Consider the following 15,893-nt stretch of genomic DNA (forward strand, 5'->3'; position numbering starts at 1 on the left):
GTTGTGTTTCTTGATAACTCCCATTTTATCAATCACTTACGGCATTCTTGCCCTTTTTTATGCAAAATTCAGGCTAGCGCGCTACCGGATCGCCTTCGGCATTGAGCACCGTCACCTCGCCCCAGCCCAGACTGCGTACGCCCGCTTCGATCTTTTTCAGGTCGCCCAGCACCAGCCACACCACTTCGCCGGGATACACGTACTTCGCTGCCGCTGCCGCCAGCTGCGGCTCGCCCAGGGCGCGGATATTGGCCGCGTAGCGCGGCCAGTAGTCGTCCGCCAGGTTCAGGTTAATCGACGTGATGGCGGCCCCCTCCAGCGCGGAGATGGTTTCGAAGCGCCCCCCCAGGCGCGACGTCATGTTGCGCATGATGCTCGCGTATTCGGCGCCGGCCAGGGGCCGGGCGCCGGCCACGCCGCCGATCTCCTTGGCCACTTCCTGCATCGCTTCGCGCGTCTTGTCGGTCTGCACCGGGGCGGTGACGATGAAGGCGCGCTGGCCGCGCACACCCGTTAACTGGCCGTAGGTGCCGTAGCTCCAGTGCTTGTCGAGCCGCAGGTTGCGGTTCAGGCGCGAGGTCGCCATGCCGCCGAAATTTTGCATCACCGGTTCCATCGCCAGGTCTTCCGGCTGGCCCGCCGGCTGCGAGATGTGGGCCGCCATGATGGTCGACTGCGGCGCATCCGGACGGTCGATCAGGAACACGCGCTTGCCTGCCGTGGGCGCGACCGTGACGGCCGGCTTGGCCGGCGCCGCGCCGCCCTTCCAGGCGCCGAAACGCGCTTCCAGGGCCGGCATCACCTTGGCCAGCGTGGTGTCGCCGGTGACCACGATGGTGGCGCTGCCCGGCTTGAACCAGGCGCCGTGCCAGGCCAGCAAGTCCTCGCGCGTGAGCGGGGCGATGCTGGCCTGGGTGCCGGCGGCCGGCTTGCCGTAGGCATGGCCGGCGCCGTACAACAGGGCGGGCATCACGCGCTGGCCCAGGCCGGTCGGGCTGGCCTGGTCTTGCGCGATCTGCGCCAGGCGGCGCTGCTTTTGCTTGCTGAACTGGTCGGCGGCAAACACCGGGTTGAGCGCGGCGTCGGCCAGCAGCGCGATCGACGGCGCCAGATTGGCCGCAGTGGCCTGCAGGCGCACGAAGGACAGGTCGGCGCTGGTGCCGGTCGACAGGCTCGCGCCGAGCGACTCGAGCGCGTCGGACAGCGCGAAGGTGTCGCGCGTTCTGGTGCCCTTGTCGAGCAGGTCCAGCGCCAGCGAGGCTACGCCGCCCTTGCCCGCGTTGTCGGAGGCGGCGCCGGCGTCCAGCGCCAGCGCCACGTTGACAATCGGCGCCGAATGGCGTTCCAGCAGCACCACCTTGACGCCGTTTTTCAGCTGTGCGCGCTGCATGGCCGGGAATGCGACGTCGGGCGCGGCGCCCAGCGCCGGCACCAGCTTGCGGTCGAGCGTGGCGGGGCCGGCCGCCAGCTTGGCAAGCGGGCGCACGGTCATGGTGTAATGCGGCGCGCGCAGCCAGTTCAGGCCGGCCTGCCTGACCTGCGCGGGCGTTGCGGCCTGCATCTGCTCGAGCTGGTCGAGATAGAAGTCCGGCTTGCCGCCGTAGGTCATGCTCTGGGCCAGCACGTCGGAGCGCCCGCCCATGCCGCCCAGGCGCTCGATGGCGCGCGAAAAGCCGGCCAGGGACGACGTTTTTACACGTGCCAGTTCCCCCGCCGTGGGGCCTTTGTCGAGCAGCTCGGCCAGCACCGCATCGAGTTCGCTCTCGACCAGCGCCGGGTCCACGCCCGGCTTGACGGTGGCGGTGAGCATGAAGGTGCTGCCAAGTTCATTGTCGTCGATTCCGGCCGACACCGCCGTGGCCAGGCCTTTTTCGTAGACCAGGCGCCGTTCCAGGCGCGCGCTCTTGGCGCCGGCCAGCACGCCCGACAACAGGCCAAGGCGCTGCAGTTCCGCGTCGCGCGTGGCCGGCGCATGCCAGGCGCGGTAAATGCGCGCCTGCGGCACCTGGTCTTCCATCTCGTCGCGGATATTGCTTTCCAATTTGGGGATCCAGGTGGCCAGCCGCGGCAGCGCCGGGCCGGGGGGAATGGCGCCGAAGTACTTGGTCACCAGCGCAAGCGCCGCCTCCGGCGTCACGTCGCCGGCCAGCACGATGACCGCGTTATTCGGACCGTAAAAGGTGCGGTACCATTCCTTGATGTCGGCCAGCGAGGCCGCGTTCAAGTCGTCCATGGAGCCGATCACGGGCCACGAATACGGATGCGAATACGGATACATCTTGGCGCCGATTTCACCCCACACCTTGCCGTAGGGCTGGTTCTCGCCCTGGCGCTTTTCATTCTGGACCACGCCGCGTTCGCGCTCGAGCATGTCCTTGGAGATATAGTTGGCCAGGTAGCCCATGCGGTCCGACTCGAGAAACAGCGTGCGCTCGAGCGCCGACACGGGCACGTCTTCAAAGAAGTTGGTGCGGTCGTTGTTGGTGGTGCCGTTGCGGTTGTTCGCGCCCAGGTCGTCCATCGCTTCGCGAAAGCCGAAGGGATGGTTTTCGGAGCCATTGAAGAAGAAGTGTTCGAACAGGTGGGCAAAACCGGTCTTGCCGCGCTTTTCGTTGCGCGAACCAACGTGGTACCACAGGTTCACGCCCACGATCGGCACGCTATGGTCTTCGTGCACGATCAGCGTCAGGCCGTTCGAGAGCACGAATTTTTTATGCGCGATGGTGTAGGCATTGCGGTCGAGCGGCACTGGCGCGGGGCTGGCACCGTGTGCCGGAAGGGCCGACACCAGCATGGCGATGGCAAGGGGGACGAGAAGTTTTTTCATGGTGGCCTGGGCGTGGGGTTGACCGCTCATTTTGCCAGAGGCGGGGGGCCCGACCGGCGACCGCGGGAGTTATTTTTGATATGCATGCGTCACGCGTGGCGCGTGTTTTCTGCTTGACCATGACACTAGTGTCAGACCTTACCCTGGCCAGGCGTTAGGCAATCCGGCCTGATGCTACACAAGGCAATCAAATGAACATACTGAGAAACCTCGCAGGCGTCATCCCTGCACGATGGACCGCCCCGCTGTTGTTGCCTGGGTTGCTGCTCGGCTTGCTGAGCGCCTTGCCGGCCGCATGCCGCGCTGAAGACGCAACACGCGCCGAGCAGAGCGCCTGCGGCGCGCAGCGCGCTGACCCCGCCGCGGCAAGCCCAGACAGCTTGGTCAAGGCCCTTTACGACACCGTGTCGGGACCGGCCAACAGCGCGAAGAACTGGGCGCGCCTGGAAGGCTTGCATGCGCCGGGCGCCCTCATTACACCGACCCAGCATCGCCCTGCCCTTGGCTTTGCAGCGGCGCCGCAAACGCTCCCCGCATTCATCGCGCTGAACGAGCGACTGTTCGCCAAGGTAGGTTTCTATGAACGCGAGATTTTTCAGCGCGTTCAACAGTTCGGCCACATTGCACACGTCTGGAGCGGCTACGAAACGCGCGAGCATCCTGGCGGCGTCGTTAACAGCCGCGGGGTCAACAGTTTCCAGCTCTTGCACGATGGGCGGCGCTGGTGCGTTCTATCGGCAACCTGGGACACCGATACCGCGGACCATTCAATGCCTGCGGGCGGCGACGGGGATCCGTTCAAATAAGTGGCGCCGACTAGGCTACACTTTGGCACATTGGAGCGCCCCCCAACAGGGGGATCGCCTTGGCCTTGAAAACGTGATGGAGCAATGTTGATGTTAATTGGTGTGCTGGCGAAGAAAACCCAATGCAGCGTGCGCGTCATTCGTCACTACGAACAGTGTGGCCTGTTGGTGGCCACGCGAAGCAGCAACGGCTATCGCCAGTTTGACGGGGCCGCAGTGGAACACGTCCTGCGCATTCGGGTGCTGCTTCGCAATGGCTTCACCCTCGATGAAATCGGCCCCGTGGCATTGATGCTCGATCCCCGCCCAAGGCAACGCATCTGCGCAGACGTGATCGGTCTTTACCAAAGCAAGGTGGGCGAAATCGAAAGGCGCATTGCCGAACTGTCCGACATTCGCGATCGTGCACAGCGCCGTTTGTATGGCCTGCTTGAACAACGCAATCAGGGTGGACCCGCCGAGCCGGAGTGACCCGTGGCGTGACGGACAGTATCACGCCACGCGCGCAGCCGGGGCGGCGCTGTCGGGCACCGCAAAATGCTCTTCGAGCACGCAGATGAACGACGCCAGCGTCACCGGAAAGTGAAACAGATAGCCCTGCATCGTCACGCAGCCGTGCGACTTGAGGTAGCGCGCCTGCACGTCGGTTTCGACGCCCTCGGCAATCAAATGCAGGCCAAGCCCGCGCGCGATCGAGATGATCGCCAGGATCACCGGATAATGGCCATGCTCGTCGTCGATCTCCCTGACGAAGGACTGGTCGATCTTGATGGTATGGATCGGGAAGCGGTGCAGGTAGGACAGCGACGAGTAACCGGTGCCGAAATCGTCGATCGCCACCGACACGCCCAGCTGGCACAATTTATTGAGCTGCTCGATGGCGTACTGCGGGCTGCGGATACAGATGTTCTCGGTGATTTCAACCTCGATCTGGGCCGGCGAAATCCCGTAGCGCACCAGCGCGCCGCGCATCTTTTCGAAGAAATCACCGCGGTCCAGGTATTGCGGCGACAGGTTCAGCGACAGCCGGATCGACTGCCCGCCGGCCGCATTCCAGATCTGCATGTCGCGGCACAGGGCGCCGAGCATCCAGTCCGAAATGGGCAGCATCAAGCCATTGTCCTCGGCGAACGGCAGGAACTCGCCTGCCGTCAGCAGGCCGCGCTGCGGATGGTTCCAGCGCATCAAGCCTTCGGCGCCCACGATGCGCCCGGTGACCATGTCGATCTGCGGCTGGTAGTACATCTCCAGTTCGTTCTGCTCGAGCGCCTTGCGCAAGCTCTGTTCGAGCGCGATCTTTTGGTGCGACACGTCGAGCATCGAGTCGTGATAAAAACTGTGGCCGTTCTTGCCCAGCGCCTTGACCTGGTACATGGCAATGTCGGCGTGGCGCAGCAGTTCGTCGATCGACTCGCCGTCATGTGGATAGACCGCGATCCCGATCGAGGCCGAGATGTGCACTTCATGGCCGTCAAGGTCGAACGGCTGGTGCAGGCTTTCCAGGAATTTCTGAGCGATGGCGCTGGCGTCCTCGCGCTGCACCAGTTCCGGAAGCACGATGGTAAATTCGTCGCCGCCCTGGCGCGCCAGCGTGTCGCCGCGGCGCAGGCATTCCTTCAGGCGCAGCGCCACCTGCTGGAGCAGTTCGTCGCCCTTGACGTGGCCCAGCGTGTCGTTGACCAGCTTAAAGCGGTCAAGGTCGATGAACATCACGGCCAGCTCGGCGCCCTTGCGCTTGGCCTGGATCACGGCCAGCCCCAGGCGGTCCTTGAACAGCATGCGGTTGGGCAGGTCGGTCAGGATGTCGTGGTAGGCCTGGTACGAGATCACTTCCTCGGCGTGCTTGCGGTCGGTGATGTCGCGCGCCACGCCGTAGGTGCCGAAGAACTCCAGTTTGCGCACATCCTCGTCGGGCACGTGCATGCCGATCGCATTAAGTGAGATCGTCATCAAGGTATTGCTGAAGGTGCGCTCGGCGCCGTGGCCGCTGCCGTTCCTGCATTTCAGGCGCAGTTCGACATTGCGCGAGGCCCGTTCGTCCACCCGCCGCTCATTGAACACGTAGCGCGCGCGCTCCTGGTCTTCGTCGTGCACCAGGATCGTGTAATGCTTGCCGATCAGCTCCTCGCGCGCGATGCCCAGCAGCTGGTAGGCGCGGTCGTTGATGAACGTGAAGCGCCCTTCGTGATTGAGCGTGTAGATAATGTCGGGCGAACTGTCGACCAGGTAGCGGTACAGCTTTTCGGAGTTTTCCAGCTGCGAGGCGATGCGCCGGTTGGCGTGCTGCAGGCGGCGCTGCTGCAGCGCGTTGGTCACCGTCTTGAGCAGCTCCTCGCGGCTGTACGGCTTGCGCAGGTAGCCGTAGGCGCCGCGATTCAAGGCGCCGATGGCCGCCTCGATGCCGACGTCGCCGCTCATCACGATCACGTCGGCGGCAATCGCCTGCTCGTTGATGAAGTCCATGATCGCGTGCCCGCTCATGTCGGGCAGGCGCAGGTCGAGCAGCACCAGGTCGAAGCGCAGGCTGGAGATCAGACCGAGCGCATCCTTGCCGGTGGCGGCCGTATGCAAATGGTAGCCGCGCTCGCGCAGCAGGTCGTGCAGCGAGGCGAGCTGGCGCGGTTCGTCGTCGACCAGCAGCAGGCGCGGCAACATCTCCAGCTCGAACTGGGCCGGCGCGCCGACCGCGTCGTGCAGCAGGGCCGAAGGGTCGATCATGCCCGGGTGACGTGGCGTCATTGGGCGCTAGCCGCGTCGAACGCGGGCGAGGTAAAGGCCACGCTGGCCAGCGCGCTAGCGGCCACCGGCAGCAGCATCTCGAAGACGGTGCCGCCCGGGCCGCTGCGGCAGGCCACCATGCCGCCCACCTTGGTCACCAGGGCGTGCACGATCGACAGGCCAAGGCCGCGCTGCCGGCCACCCTTGGCGCCACCGGCGTTCTTTGTGCTCTTTGTGCTCTTTGTGCTCTTTGTGCTCTTTGTGCTCTTTGTGCCTCCGGTGCCCGCGGCCGTAAACAGCGTGGCCAGCACGTCCGGCGGCAGGCCCGGACCGTCGTCGCTGACCACTAGTTCCACATACAGGCGATGGTCGCGGTTGACATGATTGCGGTCGGCGATCTCGATCTTGCCGCCGTCCGGCATGGCTTCCACCGCGTTCTTGATCAGGTTGACCAGGATCTGCTTGATCACGTCGGCGTCGCACGCGATGTCGCCGCACACGCTGCTCATGGTGGACGTCAGCGCCACCTGTGCCGGCACAAAGCCGGTGGCGTGAAACAGGCGCAGCACATCGTCCACCACGCGCGCCAGGCTGGTGCTGCGCGCGCCGTCTAGCATCGGCACCTCGGTCAGGCCGTTGATCAGGTGGCCGACGCGGTCGATTTCCTCGTTCAGGATCGACATCTCGCCCACCACCGGTTCCTGCCGGTTCAATTTGTCGTCCAGCACGCTCAGGTAATTCTTGATGATCGACAGCGGGTTGTTCACTTCGTGCACCACGCGGCGCGACGCTTCGCGGTATTCCTCGGCCACGTGCGCCAGCTGGCGGCGCGCGTGGCCGCGCCCGGCCATCGCCGTTTCAAGCGCGTTGGCCGCCTGCGCGCCGAACGCGTGCAGGAAGCGCTCGCGATTTTTGCACGCGGCTGCCTGCCATAGCGCGACGCCGCCCACCAACACGCCCAGGCAGCGCGTGCCGGCCAGCAGCGGCACGCACAGCATGGCGTCGGTGCCCAGGATGCGCAGCAGCTGCTGCTCGGCCAGGCCGATCTGATGCGCCTCGCCGGGGATCAAGGCCAGGCGGCGTTCCCGCGCGGCGTCGGCCAGCGCGCCGCCCTTGTCGAGCGGGACCGAGAACTCGGCCACGCGCTGCTGCTGCCCGCTCGGGGTGCCCACCAGCGCATGGCCGCTGGCGTTTTCAAGCAGGATGATGGCGTTGTCGAAGTCGAACAGGATGCGCGCCGAGCGCGTCATCGCTTCGAGCAGCGCGCTTTCGCCCTGCTGGCGCGCAAAGGCCTGGCCCACTTCGGACACCAGCACCAGGCTGCGCACGTCGTCCGACAGGCGTTGCTGAACGGGGTCGCGCAGCGTTGGCGCGTACGCCGGCGGCGGATCGATCTGGTCGGCGCCGGCCAGGTCGATGCCCAGGTCGGCGGCGGCCTTGCCGACTTTTTGCGCGGCGGCGGCGCACATGGCGGCGGCCTGCTCCAGGTCCACCCCGCACAGCGGCAAGCCTTCGGCCACGTCGGCGCCGTCGATACCGTGGGTGGCCAGCAGGTGCGCCACGCGCACGATGCGGATCAAGGGATGGCTGTCGGCCAGCTTGCTGCTCGGCTCGTGGTGGTACAGCACGGCGTCGGCCAGAAAGGAGTCGAGGTGCCAGCGTTCGATCAGCCAGGCGCCCGCCTCGGCGTGCGTGATGTGCAAAGTGCGCTGCTCGACCGCGCACAAGTCTTCGTCGTCGCGGGCGGCAAAGTTAAAGGCGTATTCCTGGGGGGCCGTGGCCAGCAGCGCGAGCCGGCCCACGTTATGCAGCAGGCCGGCCAGGTAGGCTTCCTCGCCCTGCGCGTAGCCGATGTGATCGGCCAGGTCACGCGCGATCATGGCGGCGCACAGCGAGTGCTTCCAGAAGCTGCGCAAATCGGTACTGCCGGAATGGGGGAAATTGCTGAAGGTCTGGAACACCGATTCGCCGATGACCAGCAGCTTGATCATGTCGGTGCCCAGCGTGATCAGGGAGTGTTCCAGGCCGATGGCACGCGCGCTGCGGTGATAGGCTGAACTGTTGGCAACGGCGAGGATCTTGCTGGCCATGCCGGGATCGTTTGACACCAGTGCCGCCAGCGCTTGCATGCCAAGGTCGTCGGCCTGCAAATGCTCGATCAACTTGATCAACATCTGCGGCATAGCCGGCAGACGGGCAATCAGCAACCGATTGCGAATATCATTGTCTGATTGATGCATCGTCTCGAAAAGCCGCCAACGTACGTTATTTTGGAGGTGGCGCCCAACGGCAACGCAGCCACGACAATATTTTTTTATGCAGCCCGGACGCGGCTTGCGGCCCGCGCCTGTGGATTTGGAAAAAACGATATTAGCATAACTACACCAAAGTTAACTCTAAGAATATGCATAAATGCAATCTTGCTCTTTTGTCGATATCGCAGCGGGGTTACAGCGCGGTCACAGTGCCGGATTGCGGGCCAGCGAACGCCGATACAGACGCGACGCGATCCATAGCGCCAGCGCCAGCAGGGCGAAGCAGGCTTGCCCGATAGCCAGCCAGAGCACCGAGTGCGACAGGAAAGGCGCGATCACGCCGGCCACCAGCGCGCCCAGCAAAGTGAGCGCGAACGACTGGCACGAGGCGACAGTGCCGCGGATGTGGGGAAACAGGTCGAGCGTGAGCAGCGTGGCGCCCGGGGCGATGACGGACATGCCAAAGGTGTAGATGAACATCGGCGCGACCGACCAAGGCAGCGCTGGCGGAAACAAACTGTGATAGAGCACGTTGACGGCGCAGGCAAACAGCAAAAAGCCAAAGCCGATGCCGATCTGGCGCGCATACGTGATTTTTCCGGCAATCCGGTTGGCGGCCAGCGCGCCCATGAAAATGCCGCTGACCGACGGAATGAACAGCCAGCCGAACTGGTCCGGCCCCAGGTGCAGATGCACCGGCAGCATCACCGGCGCGGCCGTGATGTACAGGAACAAGCCGGCAAAATTGAGCGCGACCACCCCGGCCTTCATGTGAAACAGCGGCGAACTGAAGATGGCGCTGTAGCTTTGCCACAGAAAACCGGGGTTGAAGGGCTGGCGCTTGTCCGGCGGCAGCGTTTCCGGCAAGCGCTTGTAGCAATAGATAAACAGCAGCACCGTGTAGCCCAGCAAGGCGAGGAAGATCGTGCGCCAGTCGGAATAGGCCACGATCCAGCCCCCCAAAATGGGCGCGATGGCAGGGGCGATGGTGAAGATCATCGTCACCAGCGACAGCAGGCGCACCGCCGCCGCGTCGGCATACAGATCGCGGATGATCGCGCGCCCCACCACCACGCCGGCCCCCGCGGACACGCCCTGCATGATGCGAAAGATCCACAGGTAGTGCACGGAGTGCGAGGCGGCGCAGCCAAAGGTGCCGATGGCGAAGACCACCAGCGACACCAGGATCACGTTGCGGCGCCCGAAAGCATCCGACAGGGCCCCATGCCAGAGCACCATGGCGGCAAAGGCCAGCATGTAGGCCGTCAGGGTTTGCTGGACCTCGATCGGCGTGGCCTTCAGGTCGGCCTGGATGTTGGGAAAGGCCGGCAGGTAGGCGTCGATGGAAAACGGCCCCAGCATCGACAGCCCCGCCAGCAGCGTGGCAAGCATCACCGTTCCCGGCAGCGCCATCTGGTGCACCGGCCGCAGCGGCACCGGGGTGACCGGGTCCGGCGGCAGGTTCGATGGCGGGCTGGGGAACATGACAACGCTCCTTATGGCTGCTTGGGCTTGGCTTCTTCGCGGCGGTTGTAACCGGCCACCATGTCAAACCTGAACAGGCGGCATTCGAGCGCGCCATTGAAAAACGGCGTCTTGCGCGCTTCTTTCAGGCGCAGCAGTTTTGGCAGCGACAGGTCGGCCGTGAACAGGAACACGGTCCAGCCGGCGAAACGCTGCTTGAGCGTGGTGCCCAGCGCCGAGTAGAACGAGACCGACATTTCATCGGCCGGCACCGTGCTGTCGCCGCGCACGCCGATGCGCTCGCCGTAGGGCGGGTTGGTGAGCAGGATGCCCGGCTGCTCGGTGGGCGGCTTGACTTCCTGCGCCTCGATCTGCTTGAGCGGCACCTCGAAGCGGATGCCGGCAATTTTCAGGTTGTGGCGCGTCATTTCGATCATGTCGCCCGAAATATCGCTGCCGAAAATGGTGGGTTCTGCCGGCAGTGCGCTTGGCGCAATGGCGTTCTTCATCTCTTGCCAAGGGCCGGGCACGAAGGTGTTGAACTTTTCAAAGGCAAAGCGGCGGCTCGCGCCTGGCGCAATGCCCTGCACCATTTGCGCCGCTTCGATCAGGATCGTGCCCGAGCCGCACATGGGGTCGAACAGCACCATGCCAGGCTTCCAGCCGGCCACGCGCAGCATGCCCGCAGCCAGGTTTTCGCGCAGCGGCGCGTCGCCCGTTTCTTCGCGCCAGCCGCGCTTGAACAGCGCCTCGCCCGACGTGTCGAGGTACAGCGTGAAATTGCGCGCGTCCAGAAAGCCGACGATGCGCATGTCCGGCTCGCGCGTATTGACTGACGGGCGCTGGTCGAACTGGTCGCGGAAGCGGTCGCAGATCGCATCCTTGATCTTGAGCGTGGTAAATTCCAGGCTGCGCAAGGGGGACTTGACGGCGGTGACGTCGACCCGGATCGTGTGGTCCACGCCGAACCAGTCTTCCCACGGCTGCGCCAGCGCCAGGTCGTAGATGTCGTTCTCGTTCTTGTAGCTCTGGTGGGCGATGCGCATCAGCACACGCGAAGCGATGCGCGAATGCAGGTTGATGCGGTACGAATCGGTGATGTCGCCCGAGCAGTGCACGCCGCCCGGCACTTGATTGTGCACTTTCATGGTGGTGCTGGTGAGCGCGATTTCGCCCAGTTCCTCGGCCAGCGCCGCTTCCATGCCGCGCGGGCAAGGACAAAAATATGAAGCCATGGTGTACCCTTTATCCGTTGTGTAAAAAATGCTGGTATTGCTGGTATTGCTGGTATTGCTCAATTAATTTAGCTTATTGCCCGTTCCACGAAATCAAGCCGGTCCTGGCCCCAGAACGCTTCGCCATCGACCACGTACCATGGCGCGCCGAAGACGTTGGCGCCGATCGCTTCGTCCGTGTTCTTGTCGTACTGTTCCTGCACGCCGGCGGTTGCGGCGGACTTAAGCAGCATGCGCCCGTCCAGGCCGCACAAATCGGCCACCTGCACCAGCGTGGCCTCGTCGGCGATGTTTTTTTCTTCGGCCCACAGGGCGCGCATGATGGCGCCTGCGACCGCCAGCGAAATATCCTCGCCCAGGCTGGTGCGCGCGGCGATGATCATTTTGCCCGCCTGCTCGGGCGGCACCGGGAAAAACTTCGGTTGTACGTTCAGTGGCAAATCAAGCTGCGTGGCCCAGCGCGCCATCTCGGCCAAGCGGTAAGCCTGGCGCTGCGGCGCGCGCTTGGCCAGCGGCAGCCCGCCCGAGACGCTGAACACCTTGCCCAGGTCGAAAGGCTTGATGTCGATCCTGGCGTCATGCATTTTTGCCAGTGCCACCAGGCGTTCATGGCCCAGGTAGGTCCATGGCGACTGCGGTGTCAGATAATAAGTGACGGTCTTGCCCATGCTTGTGCCAATCAGAAAGGTTTGACGACCACCAGGATGACAATGACCAGCAGCAGCACGACCGGCACCTCGTTAAACCAGCGAAACCAGGTGTGCGAGCGCGTATTGACGCCTTTTTCAAACTTTTTAAGGATGGCGCCACAGGCATGATTGTAGCCAATTGCCAGCACCACCAGCGCGATCTTGGCGTGCAGCCAGCCGCCGGTGAAGATTTCGCGCCAGCCCAGCCATAGCGCCACGCCAAGCAATACCGCGGGAATCGACAGGTAGTTGGTAAATTTGTAGAGCTTGCGCGCCATCAGCAGCAGGCGGGCAATGGCGGCCTTGTCGGTTTCCATCGCCAGGTTGACAAAAATGCGCGGCAAGTAGAACAGGCCGGCGAACCAGGACGCGATGAAGACGATGTGCAGAGCTTTAATCCAGAGCATATTTTAGAAATCCATAAGAACGTTGAGCAAGCTTGTTTCGAGCGCGTCAAACGACGCAAGCCCACGCAAGGGTGAAAAATCGGTCGTCCACGCAGCGACCATGGCGCGGGCTTTAGGAAGTGAGAACCTGGCCTGCGCCCGCCGCGTTTTTCCGCTGGCAAGCACCAGTGCATCAAACAGTACTTGTTTGGGATTGATCACTGTTTCCCACTCCCGCTTGGGCGGCAAGTCGAGCCTGACATGGCCATACTTGTTTTCCGCAACGGCGCGGATCGCAATTTCATCGGACAACAACCACGCTTCCGTCATGCGCGCCGGCACCACCGGCACCCAGTGCGAATGCAAGGGCCGCGCCGCCTCGTCAATCTCGCGCACGCGCTCTGCGATAGCGACTCCTTCGGTATCGCGGTGCACGAAAAGCATATCACACGGATATAACGTGAGCGCTGCCGGCAGACGATCCGACAATCGGCTCCCGACCCTGCCGAGATCGCGGGCAAAGCTGCCAGTTACTGCCAGATCGGGCCTGTGAAAAGCAATCAGCCAGTCGATGACGTGCATCGGCAACTGGTCGGAACTGCCGTCGGCGACAAGCGTATAGCGAAGAATCATCAGCCGCTGACCTACGTCGACGGCAAGTGGCGATATGAGCGCAAAACGCTGGCCGGACTGTCCGCCTCGACTGCGTCCCCGTCCCCTGATTCCAGGTAAGAGAGCAAGGCGCCGAACCCCACCGCACTCGGCACGCCGCTCCGGGCGCGCCAGCTACCGGCCAAGGGGCTGAATATGCTAAAGCGCGCGCCATCACGATTATACGTTGCCGCGACCAGCACATCGTCGATACCGGCTGCCTGTACGATATTGGGGGCATGCGTAACAAGCAAAATTTGCCGTAATGGATTATCCGCATCAACCGGGAATCTCGCGTCCACAACCGTCTCGCCGATCAGATTAACGAGCAGGCGCAGCGCGCTCGGGTGCAAGCTGTTTTCCGGCTCTTCGATACAGATCAGACCGTCCGGGTCCGGGTCCATTGCAATCGCGGCAAAGGCGAGCATACGCAGTGTGCCGTCAGAAAGCGAAGCGGCATCGATGCGTCCTTCCCCGACGGTCTCGACATGGAAGGTTTTGCTTCCCGCCAGTTGGTCGATATCGACGGTGATATGGGTCACGCGGGGCACAAGGGCTGCGAGCCGGTAAACCATGGCTTCATCGCAATTGAGCCGTTCCAGTACCGACGGCAAATGCGCGCCATCCGGCGCGAGATAGGGCGAAGCATGCAGGCCATCCGGCCGGCGCAGCGCTGCAACTTCCAGCCGCATGACGCACCAGCGCTGCATCTCGCGCCGGGCCGCAAGCGCCGTTGGGCGCTCGATCGTCTCGCATGTACTAAGGAACGTGCGCGCCGATGCGCCCAGCGCAAAGCGGGTGGGCGGTGCGCCCCGCTCTTCAGCGGCCACCAGCAAGGTACCGGGATGGTCCGCATCCATCGACAGGAAATGCTTACTGCTCGCGCCGGCATGCAGAGACTCAAGAAATGATGGAGCCATGTCAAAGCCGATGTGATCGGCAAGTTCAGCACTGCTGATGCCCTCTAGCGTTTCGGACTCGATCACGATGCCGGCCGGCGCCGCTGCCGCTGCCGTTTTAAGCTGACGCCTCAAGCAGACTTGATAACGCAGCGCGGTAGCGGCGCTCGTTCCCCTGTGCCCCTGATGGTCCGCCACCTGCTGATCGACCAGGAAGTCGGCGGTAAGCGTCATGGTTTCCGCCCGGCCATGGCGCGTCACGGAGAAAATGGAAACCGCATCACGCGACAACGCAGCCGAGGGACGCACGCCGGCCGCCGCATCGGCTACAGATCCATCACACAGCCGCGACAGGAAATTGATCGCATCAAGCACGTTCGACTTGCCCGAATCGTTGGGCCCGACCAGCACGGTCAAGGCGCCAAAACGCAGGTCCACATCTTCAAGACTCTTGAATCCCTTGATGCGAAACCGGATCAGCATGCTCGATACCTCATCAGTTGCGAATTTCGCCGTGGCCGAAGACGACGTACTTCAAGGATGTTAAACCTTCCAGGCCAACCGGGCCGCGCGCGTGCAGCTTGTCGTTCGAAATGCCGATCTCGGCGCCCAGGCCGTATTCAAAACCGTCGGCAAAGCGGGTCGATGCGTTGATCATCACCGAGGCCGAATCGACCTCGCGCAAAAAGCGCATGGCGGCGCTGTAGTCTTCGGTGATGATGGCGTCCGTGTGCTTCGACGACCAGGTGTTGATATGGTCGATCGCTTCGTCCATGTTCTCCACCGTCTTGATCGCCAAAATGGGGCCGAGATACTCGGTGCTCCAGTCCTCGTCGGTGGCCGCAACCAGGTGCGGGTAGCCGGCCAGGAGCGCGAACGCTTCCGGGTCGGCGCGCAGCTCGACTTCCTTGGTCGCGTACAGCGCGGCCAGCTGCGGCAGCACGGCCGGCGCAATCGCGCGCGCCACTAGCAGCGTTTCCATGGTGTTGCAGGTGCCGTAGCGCTGGCACTTGGCATTGAAGGCGATCGCCAGCGCCTTGGCGATCTCGGCCTTGGCGTCGATATACACGTGGCAGATGCCGTCCAGGTGCTTGATCATCGGTACCGTCGCTTCATCGATCAGGCGCGCGATCAAGCCCTTGCCGCCGCGCGGGACAATCACGTCCACGTACTGCGGCATCGTGATCAGCGCGCCCACGGCGGCGCGGTCGGTGGTGTCGACCACCTGCACGCCGTCGGTCGGCAGGCCGGCGCCGAGCAAGCCTTCGGCCACGATTTTGGCCAGCGCCCGGTTGCAGTGGATGGCTTCCGAGCCGCCGCGCAGGATGGTGGCGTTGCCGCTCTTGATGCACAGGCCCGCCGCGTCGACCGTGACGTTGGGGCGCGATTCATAGATGATGCCGATCACGCCGAGCGGCACACGCATCTGGCCGACCTGGATGCCGCTGGGGCGATATTTCAGGTTCGAGATTTCGCCGATGGGGTCGGACAGCGAGACGATCTGGCGCAGGCCTTCGACCATCGTGTTGATGGCCGATTCGGACAGCGCAAGGCGCTCGAGCATGGCGGGGGCCAGGCCGGATGCCCGGGCGGCGTCGAGGTCGAGTTGGTTTGCGGCGCGCAGCAGTGGGGCGTCGCGCACAATGGCGTCGGCGATCAGCAGCAGCGCACGGTTGCGGGTGGCGCTGTCGGCACGGGCCATGGCGCGCGAGGCGACTCGGGCGCGTTGGCCGACGGATTGCATGTATTCGGTAATGTTCATTTGTTTGCTTTTTCTATGTGCTGGCATTGGCGGAATGCGAGGGGAACTCAGAGCCCGAAGCTTTTCCGCCCTACGTTAAGCAGGCGGCAATTTGCGTAGGGCGGAAAAACGCAGTGCATTCCGCCATGCGTCGCCGTGGACGGCGAACCGCAGGGCCGAAAAACGTCGGGCTCGGCTCTGAGTTCAGATGCATTGCCCCAA

The 15,893-nt window shown here is 63.7% G+C and carries 12 protein-coding genes; 2 read left to right on the forward strand and 10 right to left on the reverse strand.

Going from position 1 to position 15,893, the window contains the following annotated elements:
- Window positions 1-73: 73 nt before the first annotated feature.
- Window positions 74-2,827, reverse strand: coding sequence for a M16 family metallopeptidase (locus tag ACP7BV_RS10520; protein WP_426103768.1), 2,754 nt, complete (start codon window positions 2,825-2,827; stop codon window positions 74-76).
- 191 nt (window positions 2,828-3,018) lie between these two features.
- Here ACP7BV_RS10520 and ACP7BV_RS10525 point away from each other — a divergent pair, with 191 nt between their 5' ends.
- Both ACP7BV_RS10525 and ACP7BV_RS10530 read left to right on the forward strand, forming a co-directional pair.
- The gene (locus tag ACP7BV_RS10525; RefSeq protein ID WP_426103769.1) at window positions 3,019-3,633 is read left to right on the forward strand and encodes a hypothetical protein; all 615 of its coding nucleotides are present in this window, start codon (window positions 3,019-3,021) and stop codon (window positions 3,631-3,633) included.
- A gap of 90 nt (window positions 3,634-3,723) precedes the next feature.
- On the forward strand, window positions 3,724-4,104 hold the full coding sequence (locus ACP7BV_RS10530; RefSeq protein ID WP_426103770.1) for a MerR family transcriptional regulator: 381 nt from the start codon (window positions 3,724-3,726) through the stop codon (window positions 4,102-4,104).
- A gap of 21 nt (window positions 4,105-4,125) precedes the next feature.
- Here ACP7BV_RS10530 and ACP7BV_RS10535 read toward each other — a convergent pair whose 3' ends face one another.
- The 9 genes from ACP7BV_RS10535 to ACP7BV_RS10575 all read right to left on the reverse strand — a co-directional run bounded on the left by ACP7BV_RS10535 (window position 4,126) and on the right by ACP7BV_RS10575 (window position 15,692).
- A complete protein-coding gene (locus ACP7BV_RS10535; protein ID WP_426103927.1) occupies window positions 4,126-6,288 on the reverse strand; it encodes a putative bifunctional diguanylate cyclase/phosphodiesterase in 2,163 nt (720 codons plus the stop codon).
- 80 nt (window positions 6,289-6,368) lie between these two features.
- The gene (locus tag ACP7BV_RS10540) at window positions 6,369-8,591 is read right to left on the reverse strand and encodes an HDOD domain-containing protein (RefSeq protein ID WP_426103771.1); all 2,223 of its coding nucleotides are present in this window, start codon (window positions 8,589-8,591) and stop codon (window positions 6,369-6,371) included.
- A 219-nt stretch (window positions 8,592-8,810) separates the two neighbouring features.
- Window positions 8,811-10,091, reverse strand: a complete 1,281-nt coding sequence (locus ACP7BV_RS10545) for a multidrug effflux MFS transporter (protein ID WP_426103772.1) — start codon at window positions 10,089-10,091, stop codon at window positions 8,811-8,813.
- Window positions 10,092-10,102: 11 nt separating this feature from the next.
- Window positions 10,103-11,305, reverse strand: a complete 1,203-nt coding sequence (locus ACP7BV_RS10550; RefSeq protein ID WP_426103773.1) for a THUMP domain-containing class I SAM-dependent RNA methyltransferase — start codon at window positions 11,303-11,305, stop codon at window positions 10,103-10,105.
- Window positions 11,306-11,373: 68 nt separating this feature from the next.
- Entirely contained in the window at window positions 11,374-11,973 is a 600-nt protein-coding gene (locus ACP7BV_RS10555; protein ID WP_426103774.1) for a 2-hydroxychromene-2-carboxylate isomerase, read from the reverse strand.
- Between the two features lie 11 nt (window positions 11,974-11,984).
- Window positions 11,985-12,401 (reverse strand): CopD family protein, encoded by a 417-nt coding sequence (locus ACP7BV_RS10560; RefSeq protein WP_426103775.1) that lies wholly within the window; start codon window positions 12,399-12,401, stop codon window positions 11,985-11,987.
- Window positions 12,402-12,404: 3 nt separating this feature from the next.
- Window positions 12,405-13,013 (reverse strand): hypothetical protein, encoded by a 609-nt coding sequence (locus ACP7BV_RS10565; protein WP_426103776.1) that lies wholly within the window; start codon window positions 13,011-13,013, stop codon window positions 12,405-12,407.
- Between the two features lie 11 nt (window positions 13,014-13,024).
- Window positions 13,025-14,413 (reverse strand): AAA family ATPase, encoded by a 1,389-nt coding sequence (locus tag ACP7BV_RS10570; RefSeq protein WP_426103777.1) that lies wholly within the window; start codon window positions 14,411-14,413, stop codon window positions 13,025-13,027.
- 13 nt (window positions 14,414-14,426) lie between these two features.
- Complete coding sequence (locus ACP7BV_RS10575; protein ID WP_426103778.1) at window positions 14,427-15,692, reverse strand: glutamate-5-semialdehyde dehydrogenase; 1,266 nt, start codon at window positions 15,690-15,692, stop codon at window positions 14,427-14,429.
- Window positions 15,693-15,893: the final 201 nt, after the last annotated feature.

The organism is Massilia sp. TSP1-1-2, assembly GCF_049896185.1.
Taxonomy (GTDB): Bacteria; Pseudomonadota; Gammaproteobacteria; order Burkholderiales; family Burkholderiaceae_D; genus Telluria_A.

Excerpts from the sequence above, each read along its gene's own strand:
- ACP7BV_RS10520 (WP_426103768.1), bottom strand. The coding sequence starts at position 2,827 with ATGAAAAAACTTCTCGTCCCCCTTGCCATCGCCATGCTGGTGTCGGCC.
- ACP7BV_RS10525 (WP_426103769.1), top strand. The coding sequence starts at position 3,019 with ATGAACATACTGAGAAACCTCGCAGGCGTCATCCCTGCACGATGGACC.
- ACP7BV_RS10530 (WP_426103770.1), top strand. The coding sequence starts at position 3,724 with ATGTTAATTGGTGTGCTGGCGAAGAAAACCCAATGCAGCGTGCGCGTC.
- ACP7BV_RS10535 (WP_426103927.1), bottom strand. The coding sequence starts at position 6,288 with ATGTTGCCGCGCCTGCTGCTGGTCGACGACGAACCGCGCCAGCTCGCC.
- ACP7BV_RS10540 (WP_426103771.1), bottom strand. The coding sequence starts at position 8,591 with ATGCATCAATCAGACAATGATATTCGCAATCGGTTGCTGATTGCCCGT.
- ACP7BV_RS10545 (WP_426103772.1), bottom strand. The coding sequence starts at position 10,091 with ATGTTCCCCAGCCCGCCATCGAACCTGCCGCCGGACCCGGTCACCCCG.
- ACP7BV_RS10550 (WP_426103773.1), bottom strand. The coding sequence starts at position 11,305 with ATGGCTTCATATTTTTGTCCTTGCCCGCGCGGCATGGAAGCGGCGCTG.
- ACP7BV_RS10555 (WP_426103774.1), bottom strand. The coding sequence starts at position 11,973 with ATGGGCAAGACCGTCACTTATTATCTGACACCGCAGTCGCCATGGACC.
- ACP7BV_RS10560 (WP_426103775.1), bottom strand. The coding sequence starts at position 12,401 with ATGCTCTGGATTAAAGCTCTGCACATCGTCTTCATCGCGTCCTGGTTC.
- ACP7BV_RS10565 (WP_426103776.1), bottom strand. The coding sequence starts at position 13,013 with ATGATTCTTCGCTATACGCTTGTCGCCGACGGCAGTTCCGACCAGTTG.
- ACP7BV_RS10570 (WP_426103777.1), bottom strand. The coding sequence starts at position 14,413 with ATGCTGATCCGGTTTCGCATCAAGGGATTCAAGAGTCTTGAAGATGTG.
- ACP7BV_RS10575 (WP_426103778.1), bottom strand. The coding sequence starts at position 15,692 with ATGAACATTACCGAATACATGCAATCCGTCGGCCAACGCGCCCGAGTC.